The following is a 22691-nucleotide window of genomic DNA, read 5'->3' as shown; positions in this document are numbered from 1 at the left end:
ATAGGTTTAGTCGTTGTGTATTAGCTTTTGCAGTATGCGGCTGCGTATTTTTAACTGCTCATTAGAGAGGGTTTTTACATGGTGGCTCTTGGCCAGTATCGCTGGGCTGGGGAATAGCTCACGGTCGTTTTTATAATCGTCGCGGGCTATCCGCAGTGCGCCTAGGTTGGGCGTAGCTAAGCCTATGGTTTCGGCATTAAGCAAGGCGATATCGGGGCGGCTAATAAAATTTAAAAATTCTATGGTCGCCGTTTTAATAGGGCTGTCTCTATGGGGCATGGCTAGGCAATCTGTCCATATAATCGTCCCTTCTCGGGGGATAGTATAACGCCAGTCTTGCTGCCCCGTGGCCTTAATAAAATGTTTAGTGTCACCGGAGTAAGCTACAGCCATGGTGATGTCGCTAGCAGCCTGTAAGTCGATGGCGTAGCTAAGGCCATAACCATAGGAGTGCAAATGTACGCGCTGTTTTTTTAATAGCGCGTAGGCCTGTTTTAAATCATCTTTGTCTTCGCTATAGGGCGGTAGGCCCAAAGCGATAAGGCTAAGGCCGGTGCTGTTTATGGAATCTTTCAGCATAATGGTTTTTTGCTGATTGCCGGGGGCTATATCAAACAATGCTTGCCAGGAGTCTATACCCTGTGGGTTGGCCGATGCTCTATAAGCGATGCTTAAAGTCCCCCAAGCATAGGGCATACCCTTGCGGCCACAGGCTAAATGCGAGGCCGGTGATAGCTGCGAGCTGTTGGCGATTTTATGTATGGGAATGTCGACGAAATAGGTTTTTTCTCCATCGGTTTTCAATGCTTGGCTATCAATCATAACGAGGTCGAAATTGCCGCCGCGGCCGCTGAACAGCATAGTATCGCGCTGTTGTTCATTATCGAGGTAAAACTGCTCTACGCTATGGCCGGTTTCTTGTTCAAAGGCGCTAATCACCGCAGGGGCAAGATACTCCTCCCAGTTAAGCACACGCACGGATTCAGCGACCGCAAAAGTGTTAGGCAGCGTAAAAGCGAGCACAGCAATGGAGGTATTAATGTTTAGCATTAGCGTCAAGGTAGCCTTGGGGTAGACAGTGAGCGCTTAGCAAAAAAGGAGGCTAATAGTACGGCTATGCGCTTCATTTATTATTGTTATGGTTAAACGTGGTGTTCAAAAAGCTATGGCGGGGGATTATAGCCGCTTTTTTAGGCTTTGACCTGCTTTGGCGGCAATTAGCAATATTTGTCCAAGTTATTGCTGGTTATTACTGTTGCCTGGCTTGGGTATTTGTTCCCATGGTTAACGCAGTGTGTTCTTATGGCGACAATACCGGGGTGGCTAGTTAAGTGATTGATATTAATGAGTTATTTTATATTCTCTGAGGGCTTTGTTTACATAGTCAGAGGCTTTAGCACAAGTTTATAGCTGACAGATCTGGTGGCTGTGTTAGCCTGTTAAATCTAAATATACGTTTGTTCAATATCGTGGTTACTGAGCAAGCATGCACACGATAATAAGCAAGGAAACAGCAGTATGAGTGACACCGCCAAGAAAAGTTTTTTTTACGATTTTGTCTCCCGTTATGTAAACACCGACTTTGATACCTATATAGCCAGCGCGGTACAGGATGAAGACTATTTAAACTGGCATGGCCACTGCTTGCCTCACGTGTATGAGGACGAAGAAAAAGAGTACAACGCCGTACGCAATGGCTGTGCCTTATTCGACGCCTCGCCGGTTAAAAAATACCGCATACGCGGCGCCAATGCCGGTGCCTTTATGGACTATGTGTTTACCCGCAAAATGAGCGCCTTGCCCACCATGCGCTCTACCTATGCCATTTGGTGTACTGAAGACGGTATGCTTAATGACGATGCCCTGCTGTATAAATTAGCCGAAGACGATTATTTGCTTATGGTGGCCGAAATGGACCACGACGAGCACTTCGCCAACTGCCAAGCAAAAGTAGGGGGCGATGTCCAAGTCACCGAAGAAACCCCCTCTCTGGCTGGTTTTGCGGTGCAGGGGCCTAAGTCCTGCGCGGTGCTTAATAGCTTTGGTTTTGACGGCATCGCCAATATGAAGCCTTTCCAAGTTATTAATTATGACTTTAATGGCGGCCAAGTGATGGTAACCCGAGCCGGCTTTACCGCCGACCTAGGCTATGAAATTTGGTTTAAACCCGAACTGGGCAAAGCGGTAGAGCAAGCCTTTATCAACGCCGAGAAACTCTTCGGCATACAAATCGCCGGCTATGGCCTCACCGCTATACAGCTATGCCGTATGGAAGGCGGCTTGGTGGTACCCGGTTGGGACACTCTACAAACCTTCGAAGACCCAGAGTTTGAACGCAGCCCGCTAGAGCTAGGCATGAGCTGGAACGTAGGCTGGGATAGAGAGGATGACTTCGTAGGCAAAGCCGCGCTGCTACAGGAAAGAGCACAAGGCTCACGCTTTACTATGAAAGGCTTCATCATCAAAGACGAATGCGAGCTGGAGGACGGCGCCGAGCTCTACGCCACTATCAGCGGCGAAACCGTACAAATAGGCACCTTACCTTCGGTGTCCTGGTCATACAGCGCCAAGCATTGGTTGGGCCTATCGTCCTTACGCGTAGCCTATGCCGAAGTGGGCGAAGGTTTTGTGCTTATTAATGATCAGCCAGTGGCGGTTACTATTTGCGCACTGCCGTTTGTTAATTTTGATCGTCGTACGCAGGTGCCTGCGCCGATGTAGCTACAGTCTCTAGTTGAAAGTCGCTAGTCGCTAGAGGGGCAGCGATAAGAGGCAAGCTGCAAGAGGTAAGATTAAAGATTTTAGTTTTGTTACGCCGGCCTAGTGCCGGTGTTTTTATATGTGGCGCAGGAGTTGAGGCGGGATTTATTTATCTGTCACGCCGGGCTTGATCCGGTGTCCATTGTTACTCGACTTAGATATTGCTGCTGGCTTTAAGCTTGTGGACCTCTTTGGGGTAGATAAATAAATACACTTGGTTGAACGTACTAGGGAGGTTTATCTGTTCGTCTGCAAATGACACCATGCCAGAGTTAAAGGTGGGGTCTGCGACTAGCATTAACCTGACATCGTTTAAATGTGTTCGATACTTCGCCAAGTTTTTCTCTTTGCTGGCAATCATGGGTTTTAGATCATTAACACACATTTTTCTAATCCAGCCAGTGCGATCGCTAATATACTTCCAATGACCATAGCGGCTAAATTGATTGGGTAGCTTAGTGATGTGCATGATTGCCTTAGTATCTAGTTTTAGGCATTGGTGTTGCCATTCATGGGCTGTTTTGGAAAAATTGAGCAGCATTGGAAGTATGTCATCCCTAGATGCTAGCTTGCCCAGTATTTCAACTTTAATAGGTCTAGTGGAATGTGAGTAATATTGGCTTACCAGTTGTCTCATCCATAGGCTGTTATTGCTTTCTAGCTTTCTTAGTTTTGAACCCTCGTTGGATTCACGATCTTTGGTGAATTCCCTAACCTCTAGACCAAATTTAGAGCGCCCGTCAGTAACAATTAAATCAGGCCATTCCCTTTCATTGGGTGAGCTTGCTATATCCCACGCCTGCCCTAGTGCGTTTGCCATTTGATGGGCAAATATCAGCTCTTTGTTTTTTTGTTTATACGTCGTCATAGTGGCGGGTAGGCTGCTAAGCTCCATGGTGAAATAGTCAGAAAGCTACGGTGTTACTAATAATTATATGCAGGTAATGGCTTATTTTCCGGTACTGGGCTGATGAAACCAAAACTCTATCTCATCAGTTTCAATCTCAAACTTGGCTGAGTGCTCAATATTAGCGGGCACGTGGTACCACTGGCCGGTGCTGATTTTGATGGTTTGGCCGTTCATGGTGAGTATGAGTTCGCCCCGGGTGATAACTCCATGGTTGTCGGTATCGTGGCTGTGGGCTGGTATTTCGGTGCCCGCAGGGTAAGAGGCAAATAACACATCGCTATTTTTCGCTTCAAGTTTATAGGCGTCAAAGCGGCCATCGTATAAGGGTAGGGATTTTATTCTGCTAGGATATTTTCCGGCCATGTTAATTCCTTTTGGGTGCTATCGCTTATTCCTATGCAAGAAGGCTTATTATATCTTTACGAATTTCGGTAGCAGTAACAAAATAATCCCCACAATAACCAATAGCGTCGAATTGTAAACAAAGTAGGGGTATATCATTAAGGCAATGCCACTATATTTTGCAACTGCGTGAGACTGCTTCTTGCCGTAGATGAAGTAGCCTAGGCCGATAGAGCCGAAGAGTAGGCTCCATAGTACGACTGTGGTATCCATTGGTTATTTTTGGCCTTATGTTTTTGAAATTTAACAATGATAACTATAGGTGGTGTCTACATTATCGGGGGAGGTTCATGAATCTTGATGAAGATTCCCCAGCGAGAACTTCTGATGTCCTATGAAATCTGGCTTATCTCTCATATATGCCCTAACAGTGTTATTAACTAGAAGAGTCAGGTGTAAAATCCAAGCCTATATCTTCGCGTTTCTGCCCAAATATACACAGGTCTAAATCCCCGTGCCTAGCTATTACCTTGTAACTTATTCCCGGTTTAGCTATTGGACGGTATGCGCTTAGCTAGCAGCTTACAAGCTAAGCTCTAATAATTAAAACGATAGGCACCGGCTCAAGGCCGGTGCGACGGTGATATGAAGTTGATCAAAAGCAACGTTGCAACCACGACAACCCGCTTTTATCCCCTATTTAACCCGCTAAAAAATCACCTACCCATATGGGGAACTGATCTATAGTGTGGTCCCTGATAGTGTGCACGCTATGCTTATTGATGTGAAAAAATGCCAGCTAGAGAAATGGCCAGGAGTGTTCAGATGTTAGAAGTTGCCCAGTTATTAGATCGTAATGTGCCTGCGTTTTCATTAGAGGACATTAAGCGCATCGCGTTACAATATTTTAACGTGCAGGGTGAGTTTAAACGCCTGCCCAGCGAGCGCGACCAGAGTTATCGCTTAACCGCCGATGATGGTGAGCAATATATTTTTAAAGTGTCTAACGCCCAAGATGCCCCCGCTGACATAGACTTTCAAACCCAAGCGCTGCTACACATAGCCCAGCAAAACGATGCACTACCGGTGCCGCGCATTCTGCCTACGGTAAACGCCGAGCCCTGCGCCATAGTGGCCGGGCAGGGTGACGACCAACACGTGGTGCGCCTGCTCAGTTTCTTGCCAGGCATTATGATAGGCGAGCGTGCCGAGTTAAATACCACGGTGTTACGTCGTAATGTGGGCGCAACGGTGGCCCGTTTGGGCCATGCCCTGCGCGGATTTTTTCATCCTAATGCGCGTAACAGCCACCCCTGGGACATGATGAATTTCATGGTGTACCGCGAGCACACCCATCATATCGCCAACCCTGAAATACGTAGCTTGGTAGAGGCGGTGTTCGACCGTGCTAATAGCCTTATGCCTAAGTTAACCGCATTGCGTCATCAGGTGGTGCATCAAGATGCCCACAGCGGCAATTTATTAATCAACCCCGAGCAGCCCGACCACGTGGCGGGCATTATTGATTTTGGCGATATGCTCTACGGCCCCTTAATGATGGAGTTGGTGGTGGCCTGCGATTTAATGATGCATCGCGTGGCCGATCCGGTGAGGGATATGAGCGACATTGTCGCCGGTTTCGACAGTGAGTTGGAGCTAGAGGAGCAAGAGCTGGATTTGCTCTACGATATGATTATGGTGCGCAATGCCATTACCCTAGCCGTGTCGGCTTGGCGCGCGGCCATGAGCCCCGATGAGCCCCCCTATGTAGACGATATAGATTTATACGAAACCCTAATCACGCGCTTACATACTATAGGCCGTGCAGAAATCACCGCCCGTTTTAGAAAGGCTTGCTGTTTCCCCGTATACAGCCCCGCCATAGGTGAATACCAAGAGCCTAACCCACAAGCTGAGGCGCAATTAAAAACCAAGCGTAAAGAGTTACTGGGCGACCCTTGGCATTTCTATCAACAGCCTTTGCATTTTGAACGCGCCCGTGGCCCGTGGTTGTATGAGGTGAACGGTAAAGCCTATTTGGATTTGTATAACAATGTGCCGCAGGTAGGCCACTGCCATCCCCATGTGGCGCGCGCCATAGGGCGGCAGGCCAAAGTGTTAAACACTAACACCCGCTATATGTATCAAAGTGTGTTGGATTATGCTGAGCGTTTAGTCGCTCTCACCCCCGATCATATCGATGCCTGTATCTTTGTAAACTCAGGTTCCGAGGCCAATGATTTAGCGGTGCAAATATCGCGGGTGATTACCGGTGAGCGCGGCGCCATAATAGTAGAAGATGCCTACCACGGCGTCACCGACGCTACGATGGATCTCTCCCCCTGCGAAGGTCGCCGCCCCGATTATGTCGCCTATCTAGGTGTGCCTTGCCCCTATAGAGGGCCGCATGCCGGTAAACCGGATATGGCCGAGCTGTATGCGCAGGATGCCGATAAGGCCATTGCACAGTTAGACCAGCGCGGCTTTAAACCCAGTTACTTTATGGTGGATACCGCTTATTGCTCTAGCGGCGTAGTGGATGTGCCCGAAGGTTACTTGGCCAAAGTTGAGGCTAAGGTGCGCGCCGCCGGTGGTTTGATTATTGCCGATGAAGTGCAAGCGGGCTTTGGTCGCCTAGGACAAATGTGGGGCCACGAAGCACGTGGTATGAAGGCCGATATGATTACCCTGGGCAAGCCTGTGGGTAATGGCCATCCCTTAGGTGTCGTCATGCTCAATAAAAAAGTGCTGGCGCAATTTATGGAAACGACGGAATTGTTTAGCACCTTTGGTGGCAATGCGGTGTCTTGCGCGGCGGGTATGGCGGTGCTGGATGTCATCGAAAATGAAAGCCTCATCGCCAATGCCAATAGCACCGGCGACTACCTACGCGCGCAGCTGCACAAGTTGGCCGAAACCCAGCCCTTAATTGGTGATGTGCGGGGCAGGGGCATGTTGGCTTCGGTAGAGTTTGTGACCGACCGCATTAGCAAGGCACCGGCCACCGAACAAACCGGCCAGCTGTTAGAGTTAATGCGCGAGCAGCAAGTGTTAATAGGCAGCTCAGGCCCCTTAAAAAACAGCTTAAAACTGCGGCCCTCGTTGGTGTTTCAACCTGAGCATGTCGATATCTTTATCGCCGCCTTGGATAATTGCCTCAGCCAATTAAGCGCTACAAACTAGCGCTTAGCGCATCCGCTAACACCGGGTATGTAAAGCGAAAGCCAGCCTGCTGTAAGCGGGCCGGTAATACTTTTTGCCCGGTTAATAACAGCTGCGACATTTCACCTAAAGCTAGTTTTAGCGTCCAACTGAATACGGGCATGACTGCTGGCCTATGTAATAGCCTAGCCAAGGTTTTGCTAAACTCTTGATTGCTCACCGGGTTGGGAGCGGTGCCATTAAAGACGCCTTGTAGCTGCTCTTGATTCACCAAAAATTCTATGATGGCCAGCAAGTCATCCCTGTGTATCCACGACATTATCTGTTGCCCCGAGCCTATGCGGCCACCCAAACCCAGCTGAAAAGGCAAACGCATTTTGGCTAAAAAGCCGCCGTCGGGGCCTACCACTAAGCCTGTTCTTAATAGGCATACTCTTACATCGTATTGTTGGGCTTGCAGGGCGCAGGCTTCCCATTGCGCGCAGAGTTGGTGGGTAAATTCATCCTGCGGCGGGCTATCTTCAGTGAGGGGGCTGCTGCCTTGGTCACCGTAATAACCTATTGCCGAGCCACTAATGAGGCAGTGAGGTTTATGTTTGGCGCAGGCAATGTAATCGATTAATTGTTGGGTGATGTTAAGGCGGCTGGCTAGCAGGCGCTGTTTTTGTGCCGCGCTCCAACGCTTATCAGCTATAGGCTCGCCAGCTAAATTAATGATGATATCGATGGGTTGGTTTAGCGCGTCCATGTGGTTGATGGCGAGCACGGCATCGCCACATAGCTGTTTAACCTGCTCGCTGCTTTGGCGGCTTAACACCCACAGGGTTACCGCGTCTTGATGCTTTTGTAGGTAGTGGCGGCACAGGGCTATACCAATAAATCCCGTGCCCCCGGTAATGACTATGTTCATAACTAAGCCTCGTGATTAGGGGGGGGTTGAGTATAGTGTAGTCGCTGTATATAGGCATAAAACTGCTTATTTGACGGGCTTATATGGGGGGATAGTTTATGCCACTATAGCTTCGGTTTGGCCCATCAAAGGTGTGGCTTTTCTGGTGGAGTCGGTTTATGCTAGCTCTCCTTTCACTAAATGAATGTTTATTCATTAGTGTGTTGTTTTAAATAAGTGAAATAATGATAACGATATCAAAGAGAGGGTGCCATGGCGCGCTATGAAGGCCTAGAAACGTTTGTTGAGGTGGTTAATTGCGGAAGCTTTTCCATGGCAGCCGATAAATTAAATGTATCTAAATCACATGTCAGCAAACAAATTGCCCGTTTAGAGGATCGCTTGGGTGCGCGCTTATTAAACCGCACCACCCGCACGGTCAAGCTCACGGATGTGGGTTCGGGTTATTACAGCCGCTGCGCGCAAATTTTGGCTGATTTAGAAGAAGCCGAAATGGCCATCAATAATTTGCAGCAAACCCCGCGTGGCGGTTTAAAAATTACCGCGGCGGGCACTTTTGCCGAAAAGTATATAGGGCCAGCAGTGGCAGACTTTTTAGCCAAGTACCCGGAGCTGTCTATAGAGATTAACTTTACCAGCCGCACATTGGATATCGTAGAAGAGGGTTACGACCTAGCGATACGCTTTGGCCGCCTGCAAGATTCCTCATTAATCGCCCGCAAAATCGCCCCGCGCCGATTGTATATGTGCGCCAGCCCCGCGTATTTAAAAAAATACGGCAGCCCTGAAAAGTTGGAAGATTTAAAGCAACATAATTGCCTGCGCGGTTTTTTGTCCAGCTGGCAAATTGAAGTGGATAAGGAAATAGTTAATCACAAGGTGTCGGGCAACTGGCGTACTAATAATGGTAATACTTTGTTAGTCGCTGCCGAAAAAGGCATAGGTATAGTACAATTGCCGCATTTTTATGTGCAGGAACAGCTCGCCAGCGGCGCGCTGGTAGAGGTGTTACCCGAGTACAATGGTTTTGATACGTCTACTTGGGCGGTGTACCCTCATAACCGTCATTTATCGACTAAGGTACGTATGTTGGTAGATTTTTTAATTGAGTATTTTCAAAGTGATAATGCGGTGTAAGCCGCGAGGTTGAGCCTGTTATGAAGTTTGTTACCTTGGCGTCGGGTCAGTTAGCGGCCTTAGTAGATGAGCAAGTCATTGATATCGCTGCGGCGGCACTAGCCTTAGGGCAAGCGGCACCAGCCAGCACTTTGGCGCAGTTAGTCGCGCTGGGTGATGAGGCGGCCAAGCAGGTGTGGGCTATAGCAACCGCAGCGGCGGCACAAAATTTGGCCTGCCAGGCTTATGCTCAGGCTGACATCATCGCGCCATTCCCCACCCCAGCCCGCAATATTATGTGTCTAGGTAAAAACTATGCCGGCCACTTAATTGAGGTGGCGTTAAAAACCAATACCTCTACCGACTTACCCGAATATCCCATTATTTTTACCAAGGCTCCCAGCTGCGTAATAGGCCCAGGCGACACGATTCCCGCTAGTGAGCAATACACTCAAAAGCTGGATTACGAGGCCGAGTTGGCTATTATCATAGGCAAAGGTGGTCGCGATATTAGTGCCGCTAATGCTTGGCAACATGTGTTTGGTTACACCGCTTTTAATGATGTTACTGCTAGAGATTTGCAAAAAAACCACAAGCAATTTTTTAAAGCGAAAAGCCTCGATGGCTTTGGCCCTATGGGGCCGGTGGTGGTACACCACAGTGTGATGCCCAGCCCTGATCAGATAACCGTAAAGTGCACCATTAATGGTGAAGTGCGCCAGCAAGATACTTTGGATCATTTGATTTTTGATATACCCACGATGATAGAAACCTTGTCGGCGGGTATGACGCTGCAGTCCGGTGATATCATCGCTACCGGCACGCCGGAAGGGGTAGGTATGGGCTCGACACCGCCACGTTATTTAAAAGCAGGCGATGAGGTGGTGGTAGAAGTTACTGGGGTTAAGCCTTTAGTTAATACTGTGGCTTAGGTATTACATCATAAATATTTAGCCAAAATATGACGGTGTTAAGTTAGTTTATCTTTTCCCTTCTAGCCGATGGGTAAGCAAGCCATCTTGTTTCAAGACACGCCGTAAATACTTCCATGTAGGCTAGGCGCAGGCATCCATGCCTGCGACTGTCTTGAACCAAGATGGCTTACTTCCTAAGAGTAAGCGCTCCGTAGCAAGTTTTAAAAAATATTTTGTAAGAAAGATAAGCGTGATGCAATGAGTTAAGTATTGCCTGTCCTAGAGCCTGCCCCACGAGTGCTTTGGGTACATGGAAGTATTTACGGCGTGTCCTGTAATGTAATACTTGGCTCAGATAGCTACTATCTATAACAGTGATTACGACAAGCTTTTTTGAAACCTGAATCACTATTAAGACAGTCTTTTTTTAAAATTAATATAGCGTAATTAGACTCCGGCTTTCGCCGGAGTGACAACGTTAAAGAAAAGTGAATGCTCTAAAATAAAGTGCGTAGCTCAGCTCGCTGCTATCTATAACAGTGATTGCGATAAGCTTTTCTTAAAGCTTGAAGCTTGAAGCTTAAAATCAAATCGCCCCCATCGCTTTTAGCTCACTCAACTGCCCATCACTAAACCCTAACAGCTCTTTATAAACGGTATCGTTAGCCGAGCCATGAGGCAGACCTGGAAAACGTATACGGGTAGGTTGAGCGGTGAGGCGGAAGGGTACGTTGGGAAACTTCAGCTCTATGCCCGTGGCGGGGTCTTCCATAGTGACAAAAGAGCCACGCGCGGCGATATGCTCATCTACGTCTATATCTTTCATGGCCATGATAGGCCCGGCCGTAATATTTTCGCGGCGGCATATTGCCATGGCTTCAGCCTTGGTGTGGCTTTTAAGCCAGTCTTGAATAATACCGTTTAAGGCTTCGCGGTTGGCGGGTTCTATGCGTTCGTTGTTGGTGAGAAAGCGTGGGTCTTTAATTAAATTATCGTGTCCCATTACTTGCGCCAGTTTTTCCCAAGGTTTTTGTGAAGAGCAGGAGAGCGCTATCCACTTACCATCTTTGGTTTGATAATTATTGCGCGGTGAGGCAGCGCGTAATTCATTGCCTATGGGCTCGGGGTTTTCGCCGGTGAGTTTGTAGTGTAAAAACTCGCCGCCTAAATAGCCCAGCAAAGGCTCATACAATGAGATATCGATAAGCTGGCCGCCTTTTACGCCGCGTTCTTGGCTGGCCAGCGCTAGGCTAACAGCAAAAGCTAAATGCACGCCGGTGGTTAAATCGGCCAGCGCAATAGGTGGGCTGGTGGGGCCGCTGTCGACGCTGCCATTTAAGTAGGTGAAACCACTATAGGCTTCGGCCAAGGTGCCAAAGCCGGGTTGCTCGGCGTTGGGGCCGTCCATGCCATAGCCTGAGACTTTGGCAATGATGAGGCCGGGGTTAACGGCTAATAGCTCATCGGGTGATAGGCCCAAACGCTCCATAGCGCCTACCCGCATATTTTCTATCAGCACATCGGCTTGTTTTACCAAGTCCATAAAAAGGGCTTTGCCGTGTTCGTTTTTTAAATTAACGGTAACCGGTAATTTATTGCGACCTATTACCGCGTAGTAGGGTTCTATGCCGCTGTCTTTTAGGGTGCCCCACTGACGTAGGCCATCGGGCACTTTTGGGTTTTCAATTTTTATCACTTCTGCGCCAGCATCGCCCAGCAGTGCAGCCGCGTAGGGGGCTGCTATTACCGTGGACATATCTAGCACGCGCTTGCCCTGCAGGGGTAAGCCTGCAAAGCAATCGGATAAGCGCTGTGAGGCGATAAACGCATCCAGCTCAGGTTTGGTACGACACATAGAGTATCTCCCGTTTTTTGTATGTGACCCGTTGCGGGGGGCAAGACGAGTCACTTATTGTTGGGGTGTCTACTTGCAGGCTACTTGTTGGGGTAGCTACGCAAACGCTATTGAGTGATTAGCGATTGGTGATTTGCTGGTGTTGTGCCACCACAACTTCAGCTTGGCGTATCGATGCGGCATCGATTAAACGCCCATCTAAGGTGACGGCACCTTTGCCTGCTTTTGCTGCTTCTTTCATCATTTCTAAAATCCGGGTGGCGCGTGTTAGCTCGGCGTCACTGGGGGTGTAAATTTCGTTGGCCAGTTCAATTTGCGAGGGGTGTATCGCCCACTTACCTTCCACACCCAACGCGGCGGCGGCATTGGCGGCGGCTCTAAAGGCCTCGGGGTCGTCTATGGCGCCAAAGGGGCCATCGATTGGGCGCAGGCCGTTGGCGCGGCAGGCTACTACCATGCGTGAGATGGCGTAGTGCCATGGGTCGCCCCAAAAATATTGGCGGTTGGCATCGTTAGGCTCGCCAGATAGCACTTGGTAGTTGGCGTTAGCGCCGCCTATTTGGGTGGTGCGGGCGCGTATAGAGGCGGCGTAGTCGGCCACGCCAAATACCATGGCTTCCATACGCTGGGGGCAGGCGGCGGCTATTTCATCGACGTTGTACATGCCTTGGGCAGTTTCGATGAGCACGTGGATGTTAACTTGCTTGTGGCCCATGGCTGCTTCAATTTGCTCCATTAGGGTGGCGACTAAATGCACGTCGGCGGCGGAGCCTACTTTGGGTATTAAGATGGTGTCCAGCTTGTCGCCGGCCTGTTCCATCACGTCTACCAAATCCCTATACATGTAGTGGGTGTCTAAGCCGTTGATACGAACCGAGACGGCGCACTTGGACCAGTCGTAATTGTTTAGGGCGTTGATGACGTTGATACGCGCCTGTTCTTTGTCGTCGGGGGCTACCGCATCTTCTAAATCGAGAAAGACCACGTCGGCACCGGAGGAGGGTGCTTTTTCAAGCATGCGTAGGTTACTACCTGGTACGGCAAGCTCACTGCGGTGTAATCTATTTTTAACAGCCATGTATGTGTCCTTAGTTTTTATTTTTTAATTGTTATGGTTAAAACGAACCCGATACTGGGGGTGGTATGGGGTGGTCTTTTTTTAACTGAAATGACTCTACCAGAAAAAAACGGCCCTATTGTCTTCGTTGAAGAACAACGGGTTTATATACTGTTTTATTGATTCCTGATAAATACAGTGTCACGAATACTACACACCATTATAACCACTGTAAATGTTCGCTATTTTTTTGGTGAATGTTGATTGTTGACGGCTGCTGATTATAAATCGAACAAAAACTAGCGTAAAAGGGCTATTGTGGTGGGGTTACTACGGCCTATCGGGGGGCGAAATAGGGGAAAAGTCATATTATTAATAGCTATATAGAAACAATCAGGCTAAATGACTGATAAAAAAAGACTGTAAAAATGGTTGTTTTTGTGACTTTTTAGGGGAAACGTGCTGTTTCTTGCGGTTATTGTTGTTGGCTTTTTAAGCGCTACGCCAATTTATGGCGACAGCGCTTTTAAGCTATCTAGGGCTAATTCGCGTGATAATTTTAAGTCGATGATGGGTTGGGGGTAGCTTTCACCCAAAACAACGCCTGCTTTTTGCAGTATCTCGGGGCTGGCTAGCCAAGGTTTAAATAGATATTTGTTAGGTAGTGCCGCCAACTCGGGTACATAGCGTCGGGTATAGCTGCCATCGCGGTCAAACCTTTCGCCCTGAATCACCGGGTTAAAAATGCGAAAGTAAGGGGCGGCATCAGCACCGCAACCTGCCACCCACTGCCAGCTGGCGCTGTTGTTGGCCAAGTCGGCATCTACCAAGGTTTGCCAAAACCAACGCTCGCCGTGGCGCCAATCAATCAACAGGTTTTTAACTAAAAAAGAGCCTACCAACATACGCACGCGGTTGTGCATATAACCGGTTTGCCATAGCTCGCGCATACCGGCATCAATAATGGGGTAGCCGGTGCGGCCTTGCTGCCATGCCTTTAGTAGCTCGTCATTGTGCTGCCAAGCAAAGCGGTCAAATTTACTTTGCCAGTTGCGGTGGGGCAGGTCGGGATAGTGGTAGAGCATGCCGTGGGAAAAGTCGCGCCAGGCTAGCTCGTTGTGAAAGTGGGCTACGTCTACGTTGTCACCCGCCAGTTGGCTGTAGTGCCAAGCTTGTTGCGGTGAGATTTCGCCCCAGTGTAAGTGAGGGGATAAGCGCGACACATGTTCTTGGGCTGGAAAGTCTCGGCCCTCTTTGTAACCGTTTAACCCGCGTTCTATAAAACGGTGTAAGGCTTTTTGCGCGCCGGCTTCACCTACCGCCCAATGTGCTAGCAGTGGGCTGTGCCAGTTTTGCTTGGGTAGTAGTGCTAGCTCGGTGATGCTTTGCGCGCCAAAATCCCCCGTCGCTAGCTTAAGGTTTTTGGGTGCGGCCAGTGGTTGGCGTATCGTTGGCCCGTTGAGCCTGGCGTTTTTGTAATAGGGGGTAAACACTTTATAGGCGCTGCCATCGGCTTTTAGCGTTTGCCAAGGTTCCCATAGTAGTGAGCCATTGTGGCTGTGGCAGTCTATGCCTGCCTGTTGTAGTTCGGCCTTTATGGCTTTGTCACGGCCTATGCGCCAGGGTTCGTAGCAGCGGTTCCAGTTGATGCTGGTCACCGCATGCTGCTGGCAGAGCTGGGCAATAATGCGTTTGGCGTCGCCGCGGTAGAGTTGTAGTTTGCCGCCTAGGCTGTCGTTGAGGGCTTGCAGTGAATGGTGCAGCCAGCAGCGCGCTGCGCCTGTAGTAGCCTGCTCGGCTGCATTTATCTCATCCAAAATATAAATGGGTAATACGCTGCCCTGTTGGGCTGCGTACTGAAGTGAGGGGTTATCCGCTAGGCGCAGATCTTGTCTGAACCAGTGTATGGCTATGGGTGTGGGCATAGTTGTTGTAGGCATAGTGGTAGGGGACGCTTATATGTTATTGCTGAGGCATAGCGTTTCTGGGTAAGGCTCAAAATAGCGTTGGCCTTTTATATAGTCGCTGCCGAACTGCTCTATATAGTGTTTCAGCAAGGTCATGGGAGTGACTAGTGGCAATTGCCCTACACGGTATTTGTGTATTACGGCGGCGATATGTTGTCTGGCCTCGGAAGGCACGGATTTTTTTAAGTATCCTAAAATATGTAGCAAGGTATTGCAGTGGTTTTTGACCGTTGCTGGCTCGCTTAAGGCTTGCATAAATAGGCTGAAATATTGCGCCATTAATGGGCTGAGATCGCTTTGCTTGGCGTTGGTTAGCATGCGTCCCAGCTCGCGGTATAGTGGTTGGTTGTGCGCCATCAGCACATATTTATAGCTGCTGTGAAATTGTAATAGCGTGTGATGGCTGGGTGCCAAGCTAACGTCGGCTCTGAAGTTGTGATGGGCATAGACCCGCAAAATAAAGTTTTCGCGCAGATGAGGGTCTTGTAGGCGGCCTTCTTCTTCTACTGGCAGCAATGGGTAGCGTTCTATTAAGGCTGCGGTAAACAGGCCTTGGCCTCGTTCTGTGTGTGGATAGCCATTGGCTTGATAAATCTTGATGCGCTTTAAGCCGCAGCTGGGCGAGTTCTTCATCAATATATAACCATCCAAGTGCTCAAATTGCGCCAGTTGCTCGCTAAAACCCTGTTGTAGTTGCTCGGTAAAATCTTGTTGATCATCATTACTAAGCTGTAGGCGCGGGTTGGCGGGGTCGCCGGTTAAGCGCATGGTGGGCCTAGGCGTGCCAAAGCCTGCCGCCACTTCGGGGCAGAAGGTTTTAAAGTCGAAGTGCTGACTTAAGGTGTCTAGGCATAATCGTGATTGGCTATGGCCGCCGTTATAACGTACTGGCTGGCCGGCCAAGCAGGCGCTGAGGCCTACGGGTATGGCTTTTCTCAGGGAGTGGCTGCTGTTGCTATCTGCGGCTTGGGTCATTACAAGTTCCGATGTGGCATGTTTTGAAGTAGTTTAGCAGGCCTTGCGGTTTATCCAAAAGCTAAGGTGTACAAGCGTGGAGTGCAGCGATATTCGGGAATGTGAATAAAAAACGCTATAACCTTGCTTATTATCTGTGTTTTCAGGTCGCCGTAGCTATTTAGCTTTTATTCCTACAGATATCTTATCTACTGCTACACTGAAAATTATCCCGTACGGGTAAGTTGTAATCGATATTAAAATAATATGGGTAAAGACCGCTATATGACTATATCTAGCCTCGCTAGCGTTGAGAGTGATCACTTTTTTATTGAGTTCGGTAAAAAAATACAAACCTTTCGCAGAGCTAAAGGTTTGACGCAGGCTGAAGTTGCAGAACTTTGTCATGTGGGTGTTAGGTTTTTATCCGAGCTGGAAAACGGCAAGTCTACTGTTGAGATGGGTAAGGTGCTGCAGGTTATCAAGGCCTTAGATTTAGAGTTTAATCTGTCGGATAGCCCCAAAAGTAAACAGCAGCAGCGTGAGCGTCAGCAAGATGAAGTGCTCAAACGCCTGAGTACGCACCCTGATATTAAAACCGGTAATACGCGGCAGGCTATAATCTTGATTACTGAGGCCGTGGCTGAAGTGCTTAATACCGAATACAACGGGGTTTGGTTTTTTAACCAAGAAAAAGACTTACTGGTTGCCCATGATGAATACACCCTGAGTAAAAAAAGTCACGCCCCGGAAGATAATTACCACATCAATGATTATCCGCAGTTTTTTTCTGACTTATTAGAGGTAAGAACACTGGTGGAAGAAGGCGGGACGCTCACAAATTTAATTAAGCATGAGTTCGCAGGAGAAATAGAGCGTTACGACATCACCTCAACGCTGGATAGCCCTATTAAAGTGGATGGTGAAATTGTTGGCATACTGAGCAGTGAGCATTGCAGGATTAACCACATATGGGCGAGTGATGAAGTCGCTTTTCATGGCCATATATCAGTCCTGTTGGCGGAAGTTTTGCGTAACGAACAGTATAGGCTGTTAAGTGATGACTTTATCTTGCAGAAGCAGCGCGATAGAGAGCAGCAAGCACTAATCATGGAGTTGGTTAATCAATCTGATTTTAGACAGGGCTATTATGTCTCGGCATTAAAATATACCTTAAAGAAAATTGCTTGTTTTTTTAACGCTTCCGCAGCTAATTTTTGGTTAAAGAATGAAGCGGAACAATGTTTCAGTCTTGATGGCAGATATGATAATAAAAGAAAAAAATATATAGCTGCTGGAAATGCTAATAAAGAGGTATGCCCGTTAACGTATATGCACGAGCTTGCTTCGGTGTCGAAGGTGGCGGCGAGTGAGTTTGATTCTAGATCGGTATGCCAAGGTCTTTTTCAACATCAAGGTACGCTTTTTTCGGTATTAGAAAGTGCCGTCTATATTGCCGGTGATATACAAGCAGTTCTTGTTTTAGAGAAAAGCGATAGTTCCTATCGCTGGCAGCCTCATGAAGAAGCTGTTGTTCATGAGCTGTCGGCACAGCTGTCGCAGTTGATTATTAACTCAAAGCTTAAAGATGCCGAGAGAAAAATCAACGAGCAAGTTATTTATGCTGGCCATTTGCAAAAGGTGGTCAGCGAGTTGTCATTAGATTCCAGGATAGTGGCCGCTAATAATGTAGAAAAAGCGATACATTATATTAACGAACTAGTCAGCAAAACCTTGGGTGTTGAAGGTTGTGGTGTTTGGCTCAGTGATAGTGATGCTAATAAACTTACGTGCGTTGATTATTATGAGCGTTCAAATAATCGTCATTATGTGGATGTTAGCTATACGCAAGAAAATTACCCTCGGTTTTTTAAATCATTAAAAAAAGAGAAAACTATTGCCGCTGATGATGCGAAAAATGATAGTAGGACCTCGGAGTTTTTAGATGAAGAGCAGAATGTATATGGCATTGCTTCATCTATGGATAGCGCCATACGTTTGCATGCAAAAATTGTGGGTATATTGAATGTAGAGCACTATGGAAATATTAGAGAGTGGACGGCAGATGAAATAGCATTTCATGGTACGGTGGCTGACATTATTGGCTTTATGCTAGCCAATAAATCCTATAGGCAACAAGAGCAGGAAAAAATATTACGATTAGAGCAAGAGCAGGAACGAATAACGAGAATGCATCATAAAAATATTTTACTCTCTTCTATAGCTGTTAGCTCGCAGTTGTCAAGTGGGGATGTTGGCGGGGTAATAAAAGCGATATGCAAAAATGTTGTTGATGCATTGGGTTGTCAGCGAGCCGAAGTGTGGTGGCTTGACCAAGAAAGTAGTTATATCAATATCGAGCAAGGTTATGATAACTCCAGAGGTTATTATCACAGAGATAAACCCTATCGATTAAAAGACTCTACAGGCTATTATGAGTTATTAACCTCCGGTAGGCAGATAATTTTTGATGCTTCTTCTAAAGATAAAAATGAAGCTATGTGTTTTGCCGAGTTAATCCGTGATAAAAGCATCACTGCAGGTATAGATGTAGCTATTAGGGTGCGGGGTGAAACCCTAGGGTTATTGGCTGTTGAACATTGTGAAACAGTACGTTTGTGGGACGAAGATGAAGTTGTTTTTGTTTCTAGTATGAGTGATCAGATAACTCAGGCTTTAATGAATAATGAGAGCATAGAAGAAGATAAAAGGTCACAAGAAGCTAGAGAAGGGTTAAGAAAAAAACAGGAAATGTTGGTTGAGTTGGCGACGCACAAAGATGTTATTAATGGTAATTTGCAAAAGGTTGCTGATTTAATAACTAAGAAGATGGCAGTGCTGTTAAATGTTTATAATGCCGGTGTATGGATGTTTGATTATGAAGGGCGTCATGCTTGGTTGTTAAGCTCTTACATTTTAGAGGGCGATTACTATGAAGAAAATTTGCAGCAGTTTTCTCATGATGCAGATTTGTATGATGTTTTTTATACTGAGTTAAGGCGCAGGCGTACGGTAGCTATTAACGATACCTTAAATGACCCTTTGGCCAGTTCTTTTGCTGAGCTATTTTACATTCCTGAAAATATTTCTTCAACATTGGAAAGTGCGATACGTGTGCAGGGTAAAATGGTGGGCGCTATTAATCTGGATCATAAAGGTGAAAAGAGGCGGTGGAGTAATGAGGAGATAGCTGTCTGCGGTGGTTTGGCCGATATTATGGCCCATGCGATTATGAATGATGAAAGAAAAAAATCGCAACAGCGCTATAAGGCATTGGCTGAGCGGCGCGAGGAGATGGACGCTATTATTAATGGTAGTCGTTTTATTGTGGTGGAATGGGGCGTTGGCAGCAATTCACCCGTAGAGTTTATCTCAGAGAATATAGCTCAGTTTGGTTACAGTCCTGAAGATTTTTATCAAGATAAAAATCTCTATAGAAAAATAATATTTCAAGAAGACTATCAATATAATTTAGATATCATTAATGCGGCAGAGGATGCTAGAGATAGCAATGAATACACTGTTGAATATAGGGTTGTTACTAAAGCAGGCGAGTGGCGCTGGATTGAGGAACGTAGCAAAATACATCGTGATAAGAATGGCGAGGTAAGTCATTACCATGGTGTGCTATGTGATATTACTGAGCGTAAAGAAGATGCGCATAAATTATTGATGTTATCTAGAGCGGTAGAGCATAGCGCCAGTGGTGTGTTTATTGTGAATAATAAACAATATATAGAGTATGTTAACCCCACGTTTATTGCTATGACCGGTTATGATGAAAGTGAGTTGCTGGGTGGTGATGTTTATCAGATTAAAGTGGCTGATCACAGCCATAAAAACTTCAGTGCCATGTTGCAGGCGATAGATAGTGGTGAGAGCTGGCATGGTGAGTTAGAGCTGCATGCCAAGCATGGTGATGATGTATGGGTGTTGTTGTCTACCTCACCTATACGTGATGATATCGGTCGCTTAACGCATTTTGTCGCTGTTTGTGAAGATATCACTGAGCATAAAAACCATCAGCAACAAATGGAACAGCTGGCCTATTACGACACATTAACAGGTTTGGAAAACAGGCGTTTATTTAGAGACGGACTGGAGTGTTTACTTGAAGAAATGGCTGATAGTAAGGCCTCTTGTGCTTTGCTGTTTTTGGATTTAGATAGGTTTAAAATTATCAACGACACTTTAGGGCATGATGCCGGTGATCAATTACTTATTACTGTGGCGGAGCGCTTATCCTCCTGTGTTGATGCCAATGATAATGTGGCTAGGTTAGGGGGTGATGAATTCACGATTATCTTAAAAAATATTAATAATAAGGAACGTGACTATGTCGATACGATAGCTAGGCGTATTATTAACGCCTTATCCCAGCCTATACAGCTCGCTAATGAAGAGGTTGTTGTGACTGTAAGTATAGGTGTCACTATGGTGCCTGATGATGGTGTATTGATTTCAGATCTAATGAAAAATGCCGATTTAGCTATGTATCAAGCGAAAAGCCTAGGCCGAAATAACTATCAATTTTATAGCAAAGATTTACAAGTCGATAGCGCCAAACAATTACATATAGACAGCGATTTACGGCTGGCACTAAAGCGTGATGAGTTTATTTTACATTACCAGCCTATCATGAGCTGCGACCATAATATGGTGTCAGTAGAAGCTTTGCTTAGGTGGCAGCATCCTCAGCAAGGCTTGCTATCCCCAGAATCATTTATTGATAGCGCCGAAGAGTTAGGGCTTTTAGTGGCTATAGAACAGCAGGTGTTGGATAAAGCCTGTAGCTTTGCTGCCACCTTACAGCAGCATAGGCCGGCGCCCTCTATGCCGGTTTGTATCAATGTTAGCCATAGTTTTTTGTTTAGTGAGGGGGCGGTGGCTTATATAGCCAGCATGCTACAAAAATATCAGCTGCCTGCGTTAGCCTTACACCTAGAAATAGCTGAGAGTATTATTATTGCCCAGCCTGAAAATTTGGCACTGGTATTAAATAGCTTAAAAGCATTGGGTATTTATCTCTCTGTGGATGACTTTGGTTTGGGCTATTCAGCGTTAAATTATTTAAGAGACCTACCCATAGATGGTATAAAGATAGATCAATGTTTTATTCAAGGCACCGACAGTGCGAGTCAGGATAAGAAAATAGTGCCAGCTCTGATTGATTTAGCGCATAACTTAAATATTGAAGTTGTTGCTGAAGGGGTAGAGACTCAACAGCAGTTACAGTTTCTGGATGAAAATAAGTGTGACTATCACCAAGGCTATTTATACAGTCATACTATGTCGGCAGAAGATATTTTAAAATCGTTATAATGTTGTTGGCGTAGGCTGTTTTTTATCTATCCATATTTCAACCCTAGAGTTTTTTAGCTTGGCCGCCTGATTGTTGTTAGAGACTACTGGCATAAATGAGCCTAAGCTATAACTCTTTGCTATAGCTATTTGTTGCTTCATTAATTGAGCTTGCACGCTTAGGGCTCTAAAGTGGGCGATAAGTAAGTCGTATTTTTGTTTTTTGTGGCTGTCACTAAATCCGACTAAATACACATTGCGGTTACGGTACTTGGCCTTGTTTAAAAATTGGCTCACCCTATCCAGGTCTTTTAAGGCCTTGTTGTCTAATTGGCTGCTGCCATTATCAAATCTAAAATTAATCGACAGGCGCAGGGCTTTATCGGCTAGTTGCAAGTAGCTGATGGGGGCGTTGTCATACTGGGGTTGCTCTACCGCGATAATGTTTTGGGTAATAAATCCCGCTGTTTTTACCAACTTTTGACCGGATTCAGATAGGCAGAAATCTACATACTGCTGCACCCAAGTGGCATTTTTTATATTGTTTTGCGGTTGGTAAAAATATAAACGCCTAGAGAGTGGGTAGTCTTCTGTGGCAATGCTCAGGCGCTCAGGTAGTAGTGCTTGGGTATTATCATCGGAGATAGCAAGCAACTTACTATTGCGTACTGACGCTAAACCGGTAAAGCCTATTGCACCGGGGTCTTGAGCTACTTGGTCGGAGAGCTGATCGTTAGATTCAAAGCGTAACGCTGATGACGCTAATGTATAGCGTTTGCCTAATACTAAGTTTTTGAAGGTATCCCACGTGCCCGATTGCTCATCTCTTGCGTATAGACTAATAGCTAAATTGGCGCCACCTAATGCTTGCCAGTTGCTGATAGCCCCCGAGAATATAGCGGCTACCTGTTGCACCGATAACTGTTGAATAGGGTTGTTGCGGTTAAGCAAAATCGCGAGCCCGTCTATGGCGACGGTGTGCTCTGCCTGCGGTGAGCGTAAATCACCTAATGCTGCCAAGCGTTGCCGTTCTTGGGCTTTGATGGGGCGTGATGACATGGCTAAATCTGCGGCCGCGGTTTGTAACGCTTGAAAACCGGTGCTGGATCCGTGCGCGGCAATGAATATAGCCTGTGTTTGGCCTTGGCGGTCGTTGCCAGTAATTATTTTTTCATTGTCTCTAGGGCTGTTGTTAATCTGCAGGTCAGTAAAACCTTGGGTTTTTAAAAAATCTACTGCACAGGCGGGGGCTAAATGCGCACCTATAGTATTAGATCCGGAAATTTTAAACAGATAGCTGTCATCGGCTAGACTAAGTGACGAGAATAAGATAATGCATGTAATATAGGTGACTTTAAACATGGATGCTCCTTTTAACTGAGAGCATAAGCCTATAATTATTTGATGACATAAAAGTGACAAGGCTGTCATACATTGCGGTCT

The 22691-nt window shown here is 46.7% G+C and carries 14 protein-coding genes; 5 read left to right on the top strand and 9 right to left on the bottom strand.

Going from position 1 to position 22691, the window contains the following annotated elements; all coding sequences use genetic code 11:
* Positions 1-6: 6 nt before the first annotated feature.
* A complete protein-coding gene (locus B067_RS0114670) occupies positions 7-1050 on the bottom strand; it encodes an ABC transporter substrate-binding protein (protein ID WP_019530843.1) in 1044 nt (347 codons plus the stop codon).
* A 468-nt stretch (positions 1051-1518) separates the two neighbouring features.
* On the opposite strand from B067_RS0114670, the gene B067_RS0114660 reads away from it, so the two are divergent.
* Positions 1519-2721, top strand: a complete 1203-nt coding sequence (locus B067_RS0114660; protein ID WP_019530841.1) for an aminomethyl transferase family protein — start codon at positions 1519-1521, stop codon at positions 2719-2721.
* 193 nt (positions 2722-2914) lie between these two features.
* Here the strand turns inward: B067_RS0114660 and B067_RS0114655 are convergent, their stop codons facing one another.
* Together B067_RS0114655 and B067_RS0114650 are read right to left on the bottom strand one after the other, a co-directional pair.
* The gene (locus tag B067_RS0114655; RefSeq protein WP_019530840.1) at positions 2915-3628 is read right to left on the bottom strand and encodes a hypothetical protein; all 714 of its coding nucleotides are present in this window, start codon (positions 3626-3628) and stop codon (positions 2915-2917) included.
* A gap of 81 nt (positions 3629-3709) precedes the next feature.
* The gene (locus B067_RS0114650) at positions 3710-4033 is read right to left on the bottom strand and encodes a cupin domain-containing protein (protein ID WP_019530839.1); all 324 of its coding nucleotides are present in this window, start codon (positions 4031-4033) and stop codon (positions 3710-3712) included.
* An 804-nt stretch (positions 4034-4837) separates the two neighbouring features.
* Between B067_RS0114650 and B067_RS21410 the strand changes: the two genes are divergently transcribed.
* On the top strand, positions 4838-7195 hold the full coding sequence (locus B067_RS21410) for an aminotransferase class III-fold pyridoxal phosphate-dependent enzyme (protein ID WP_019530837.1): 2358 nt from the start codon (positions 4838-4840) through the stop codon (positions 7193-7195).
* On the opposite strand, the gene B067_RS0114635 is transcribed toward B067_RS21410, so the two are convergent.
* Positions 7185-8084, bottom strand: coding sequence for a TIGR01777 family oxidoreductase (locus tag B067_RS0114635; protein ID WP_019530836.1), 900 nt, complete (start codon positions 8082-8084; stop codon positions 7185-7187). The two genes, B067_RS21410 and B067_RS0114635, sit on opposite strands and share 11 nt — an antisense overlap.
* A gap of 252 nt (positions 8085-8336) precedes the next feature.
* On the opposite strand from B067_RS0114635, the gene B067_RS0114630 reads away from it, so the two are divergent.
* A complete protein-coding gene (locus tag B067_RS0114630) occupies positions 8337-9221 on the top strand; it encodes a LysR substrate-binding domain-containing protein (protein WP_019530835.1) in 885 nt (294 codons plus the stop codon).
* Positions 9222-9241: 20 nt separating this feature from the next.
* Positions 9242-10132: a fumarylacetoacetate hydrolase family protein gene (locus B067_RS0114625; RefSeq protein WP_019530834.1), complete on the top strand. Its 891-nt coding sequence runs from the start codon at positions 9242-9244 to the stop codon at positions 10130-10132.
* Positions 10133-10700: 568 nt separating this feature from the next.
* Here the strand turns inward: B067_RS0114625 and B067_RS0114620 are convergent.
* From B067_RS0114620 to B067_RS0114605, 4 genes are all read right to left on the bottom strand, one after another.
* On the bottom strand, positions 10701-11969 hold the full coding sequence (locus B067_RS0114620) for a CaiB/BaiF CoA transferase family protein (RefSeq protein WP_019530833.1): 1269 nt from the start codon (positions 11967-11969) through the stop codon (positions 10701-10703).
* Positions 11970-12087: 118 nt separating this feature from the next.
* On the bottom strand, positions 12088-13047 hold the full coding sequence (locus B067_RS0114615; RefSeq protein ID WP_019530832.1) for an HpcH/HpaI aldolase/citrate lyase family protein: 960 nt from the start codon (positions 13045-13047) through the stop codon (positions 12088-12090).
* Positions 13048-13535: 488 nt separating this feature from the next.
* On the bottom strand, positions 13536-14966 hold the full coding sequence (locus B067_RS0114610; RefSeq protein ID WP_240472869.1) for a cryptochrome/photolyase family protein: 1431 nt from the start codon (positions 14964-14966) through the stop codon (positions 13536-13538).
* Positions 14967-14981: 15 nt separating this feature from the next.
* On the bottom strand, positions 14982-15968 hold the full coding sequence (locus B067_RS0114605; protein WP_019530830.1) for a YbgA family protein: 987 nt from the start codon (positions 15966-15968) through the stop codon (positions 14982-14984).
* 264 nt (positions 15969-16232) lie between these two features.
* Here B067_RS0114605 and B067_RS21405 point away from each other — a divergent pair, with 264 nt between their 5' ends.
* Positions 16233-21269 (top strand): EAL domain-containing protein, encoded by a 5037-nt coding sequence (locus B067_RS21405; protein WP_169335583.1) that lies wholly within the window; start codon positions 16233-16235, stop codon positions 21267-21269.
* On the opposite strand, the gene B067_RS0114595 is transcribed toward B067_RS21405, so the two are convergent.
* Positions 21264-22610 carry a substrate-binding domain-containing protein gene (locus B067_RS0114595; protein ID WP_019530828.1) on the bottom strand — a complete coding sequence of 449 codons (1347 nt, stop codon included), beginning with the start codon at positions 22608-22610 and terminating at the stop codon, positions 21264-21266. The genes B067_RS21405 and B067_RS0114595 overlap by 6 nt on opposite strands.
* Between the last annotated feature and the right edge of the window lie 81 nt (positions 22611-22691).

The sequence above is a fragment of the Dasania marina DSM 21967 genome, assembly GCF_000373485.1.
GTDB classification, from domain to species: Bacteria; Pseudomonadota; Gammaproteobacteria; order Pseudomonadales; family Dasaniaceae; genus Dasania; species Dasania marina.
Note: the sequence above shows the minus strand (reverse complement) of the source record. Positions and strands in the feature narration are given on the sequence as shown.

What these genes read in the sequence shown, in the direction of transcription:
- B067_RS0114670 (WP_019530843.1), bottom strand. Translation starts at nt 1,050, where the DNA reads ATGCTAAACATTAATACCTCCATTGCTGTGCTCGCTTTTACGCTGCCT.
- B067_RS0114660 (WP_019530841.1), top strand. Translation starts at nt 1,519, where the DNA reads ATGAGTGACACCGCCAAGAAAAGTTTTTTTTACGATTTTGTCTCCCGT.
- B067_RS0114655 (WP_019530840.1), bottom strand. Translation starts at nt 3,628, where the DNA reads ATGACGACGTATAAACAAAAAAACAAAGAGCTGATATTTGCCCATCAA.
- B067_RS0114650 (WP_019530839.1), bottom strand. Translation starts at nt 4,033, where the DNA reads ATGGCCGGAAAATATCCTAGCAGAATAAAATCCCTACCCTTATACGAT.
- B067_RS21410 (WP_019530837.1), top strand. Translation starts at nt 4,838, where the DNA reads ATGTTAGAAGTTGCCCAGTTATTAGATCGTAATGTGCCTGCGTTTTCA.
- B067_RS0114635 (WP_019530836.1), bottom strand. Translation starts at nt 8,084, where the DNA reads ATGAACATAGTCATTACCGGGGGCACGGGATTTATTGGTATAGCCCTG.
- B067_RS0114630 (WP_019530835.1), top strand. Translation starts at nt 8,337, where the DNA reads ATGGCGCGCTATGAAGGCCTAGAAACGTTTGTTGAGGTGGTTAATTGC.
- B067_RS0114625 (WP_019530834.1), top strand. Translation starts at nt 9,242, where the DNA reads ATGAAGTTTGTTACCTTGGCGTCGGGTCAGTTAGCGGCCTTAGTAGAT.
- B067_RS0114620 (WP_019530833.1), bottom strand. Translation starts at nt 11,969, where the DNA reads ATGTGTCGTACCAAACCTGAGCTGGATGCGTTTATCGCCTCACAGCGC.
- B067_RS0114615 (WP_019530832.1), bottom strand. Translation starts at nt 13,047, where the DNA reads ATGGCTGTTAAAAATAGATTACACCGCAGTGAGCTTGCCGTACCAGGT.
- B067_RS0114610 (WP_240472869.1), bottom strand. Translation starts at nt 14,966, where the DNA reads ATGCCTACAACAACTATGCCCACACCCATAGCCATACACTGGTTCAGA.
- B067_RS0114605 (WP_019530830.1), bottom strand. Translation starts at nt 15,968, where the DNA reads ATGACCCAAGCCGCAGATAGCAACAGCAGCCACTCCCTGAGAAAAGCC.
- B067_RS21405 (WP_169335583.1), top strand. Translation starts at nt 16,233, where the DNA reads ATGACTATATCTAGCCTCGCTAGCGTTGAGAGTGATCACTTTTTTATT.
- B067_RS0114595 (WP_019530828.1), bottom strand. Translation starts at nt 22,610, where the DNA reads ATGTTTAAAGTCACCTATATTACATGCATTATCTTATTCTCGTCACTT.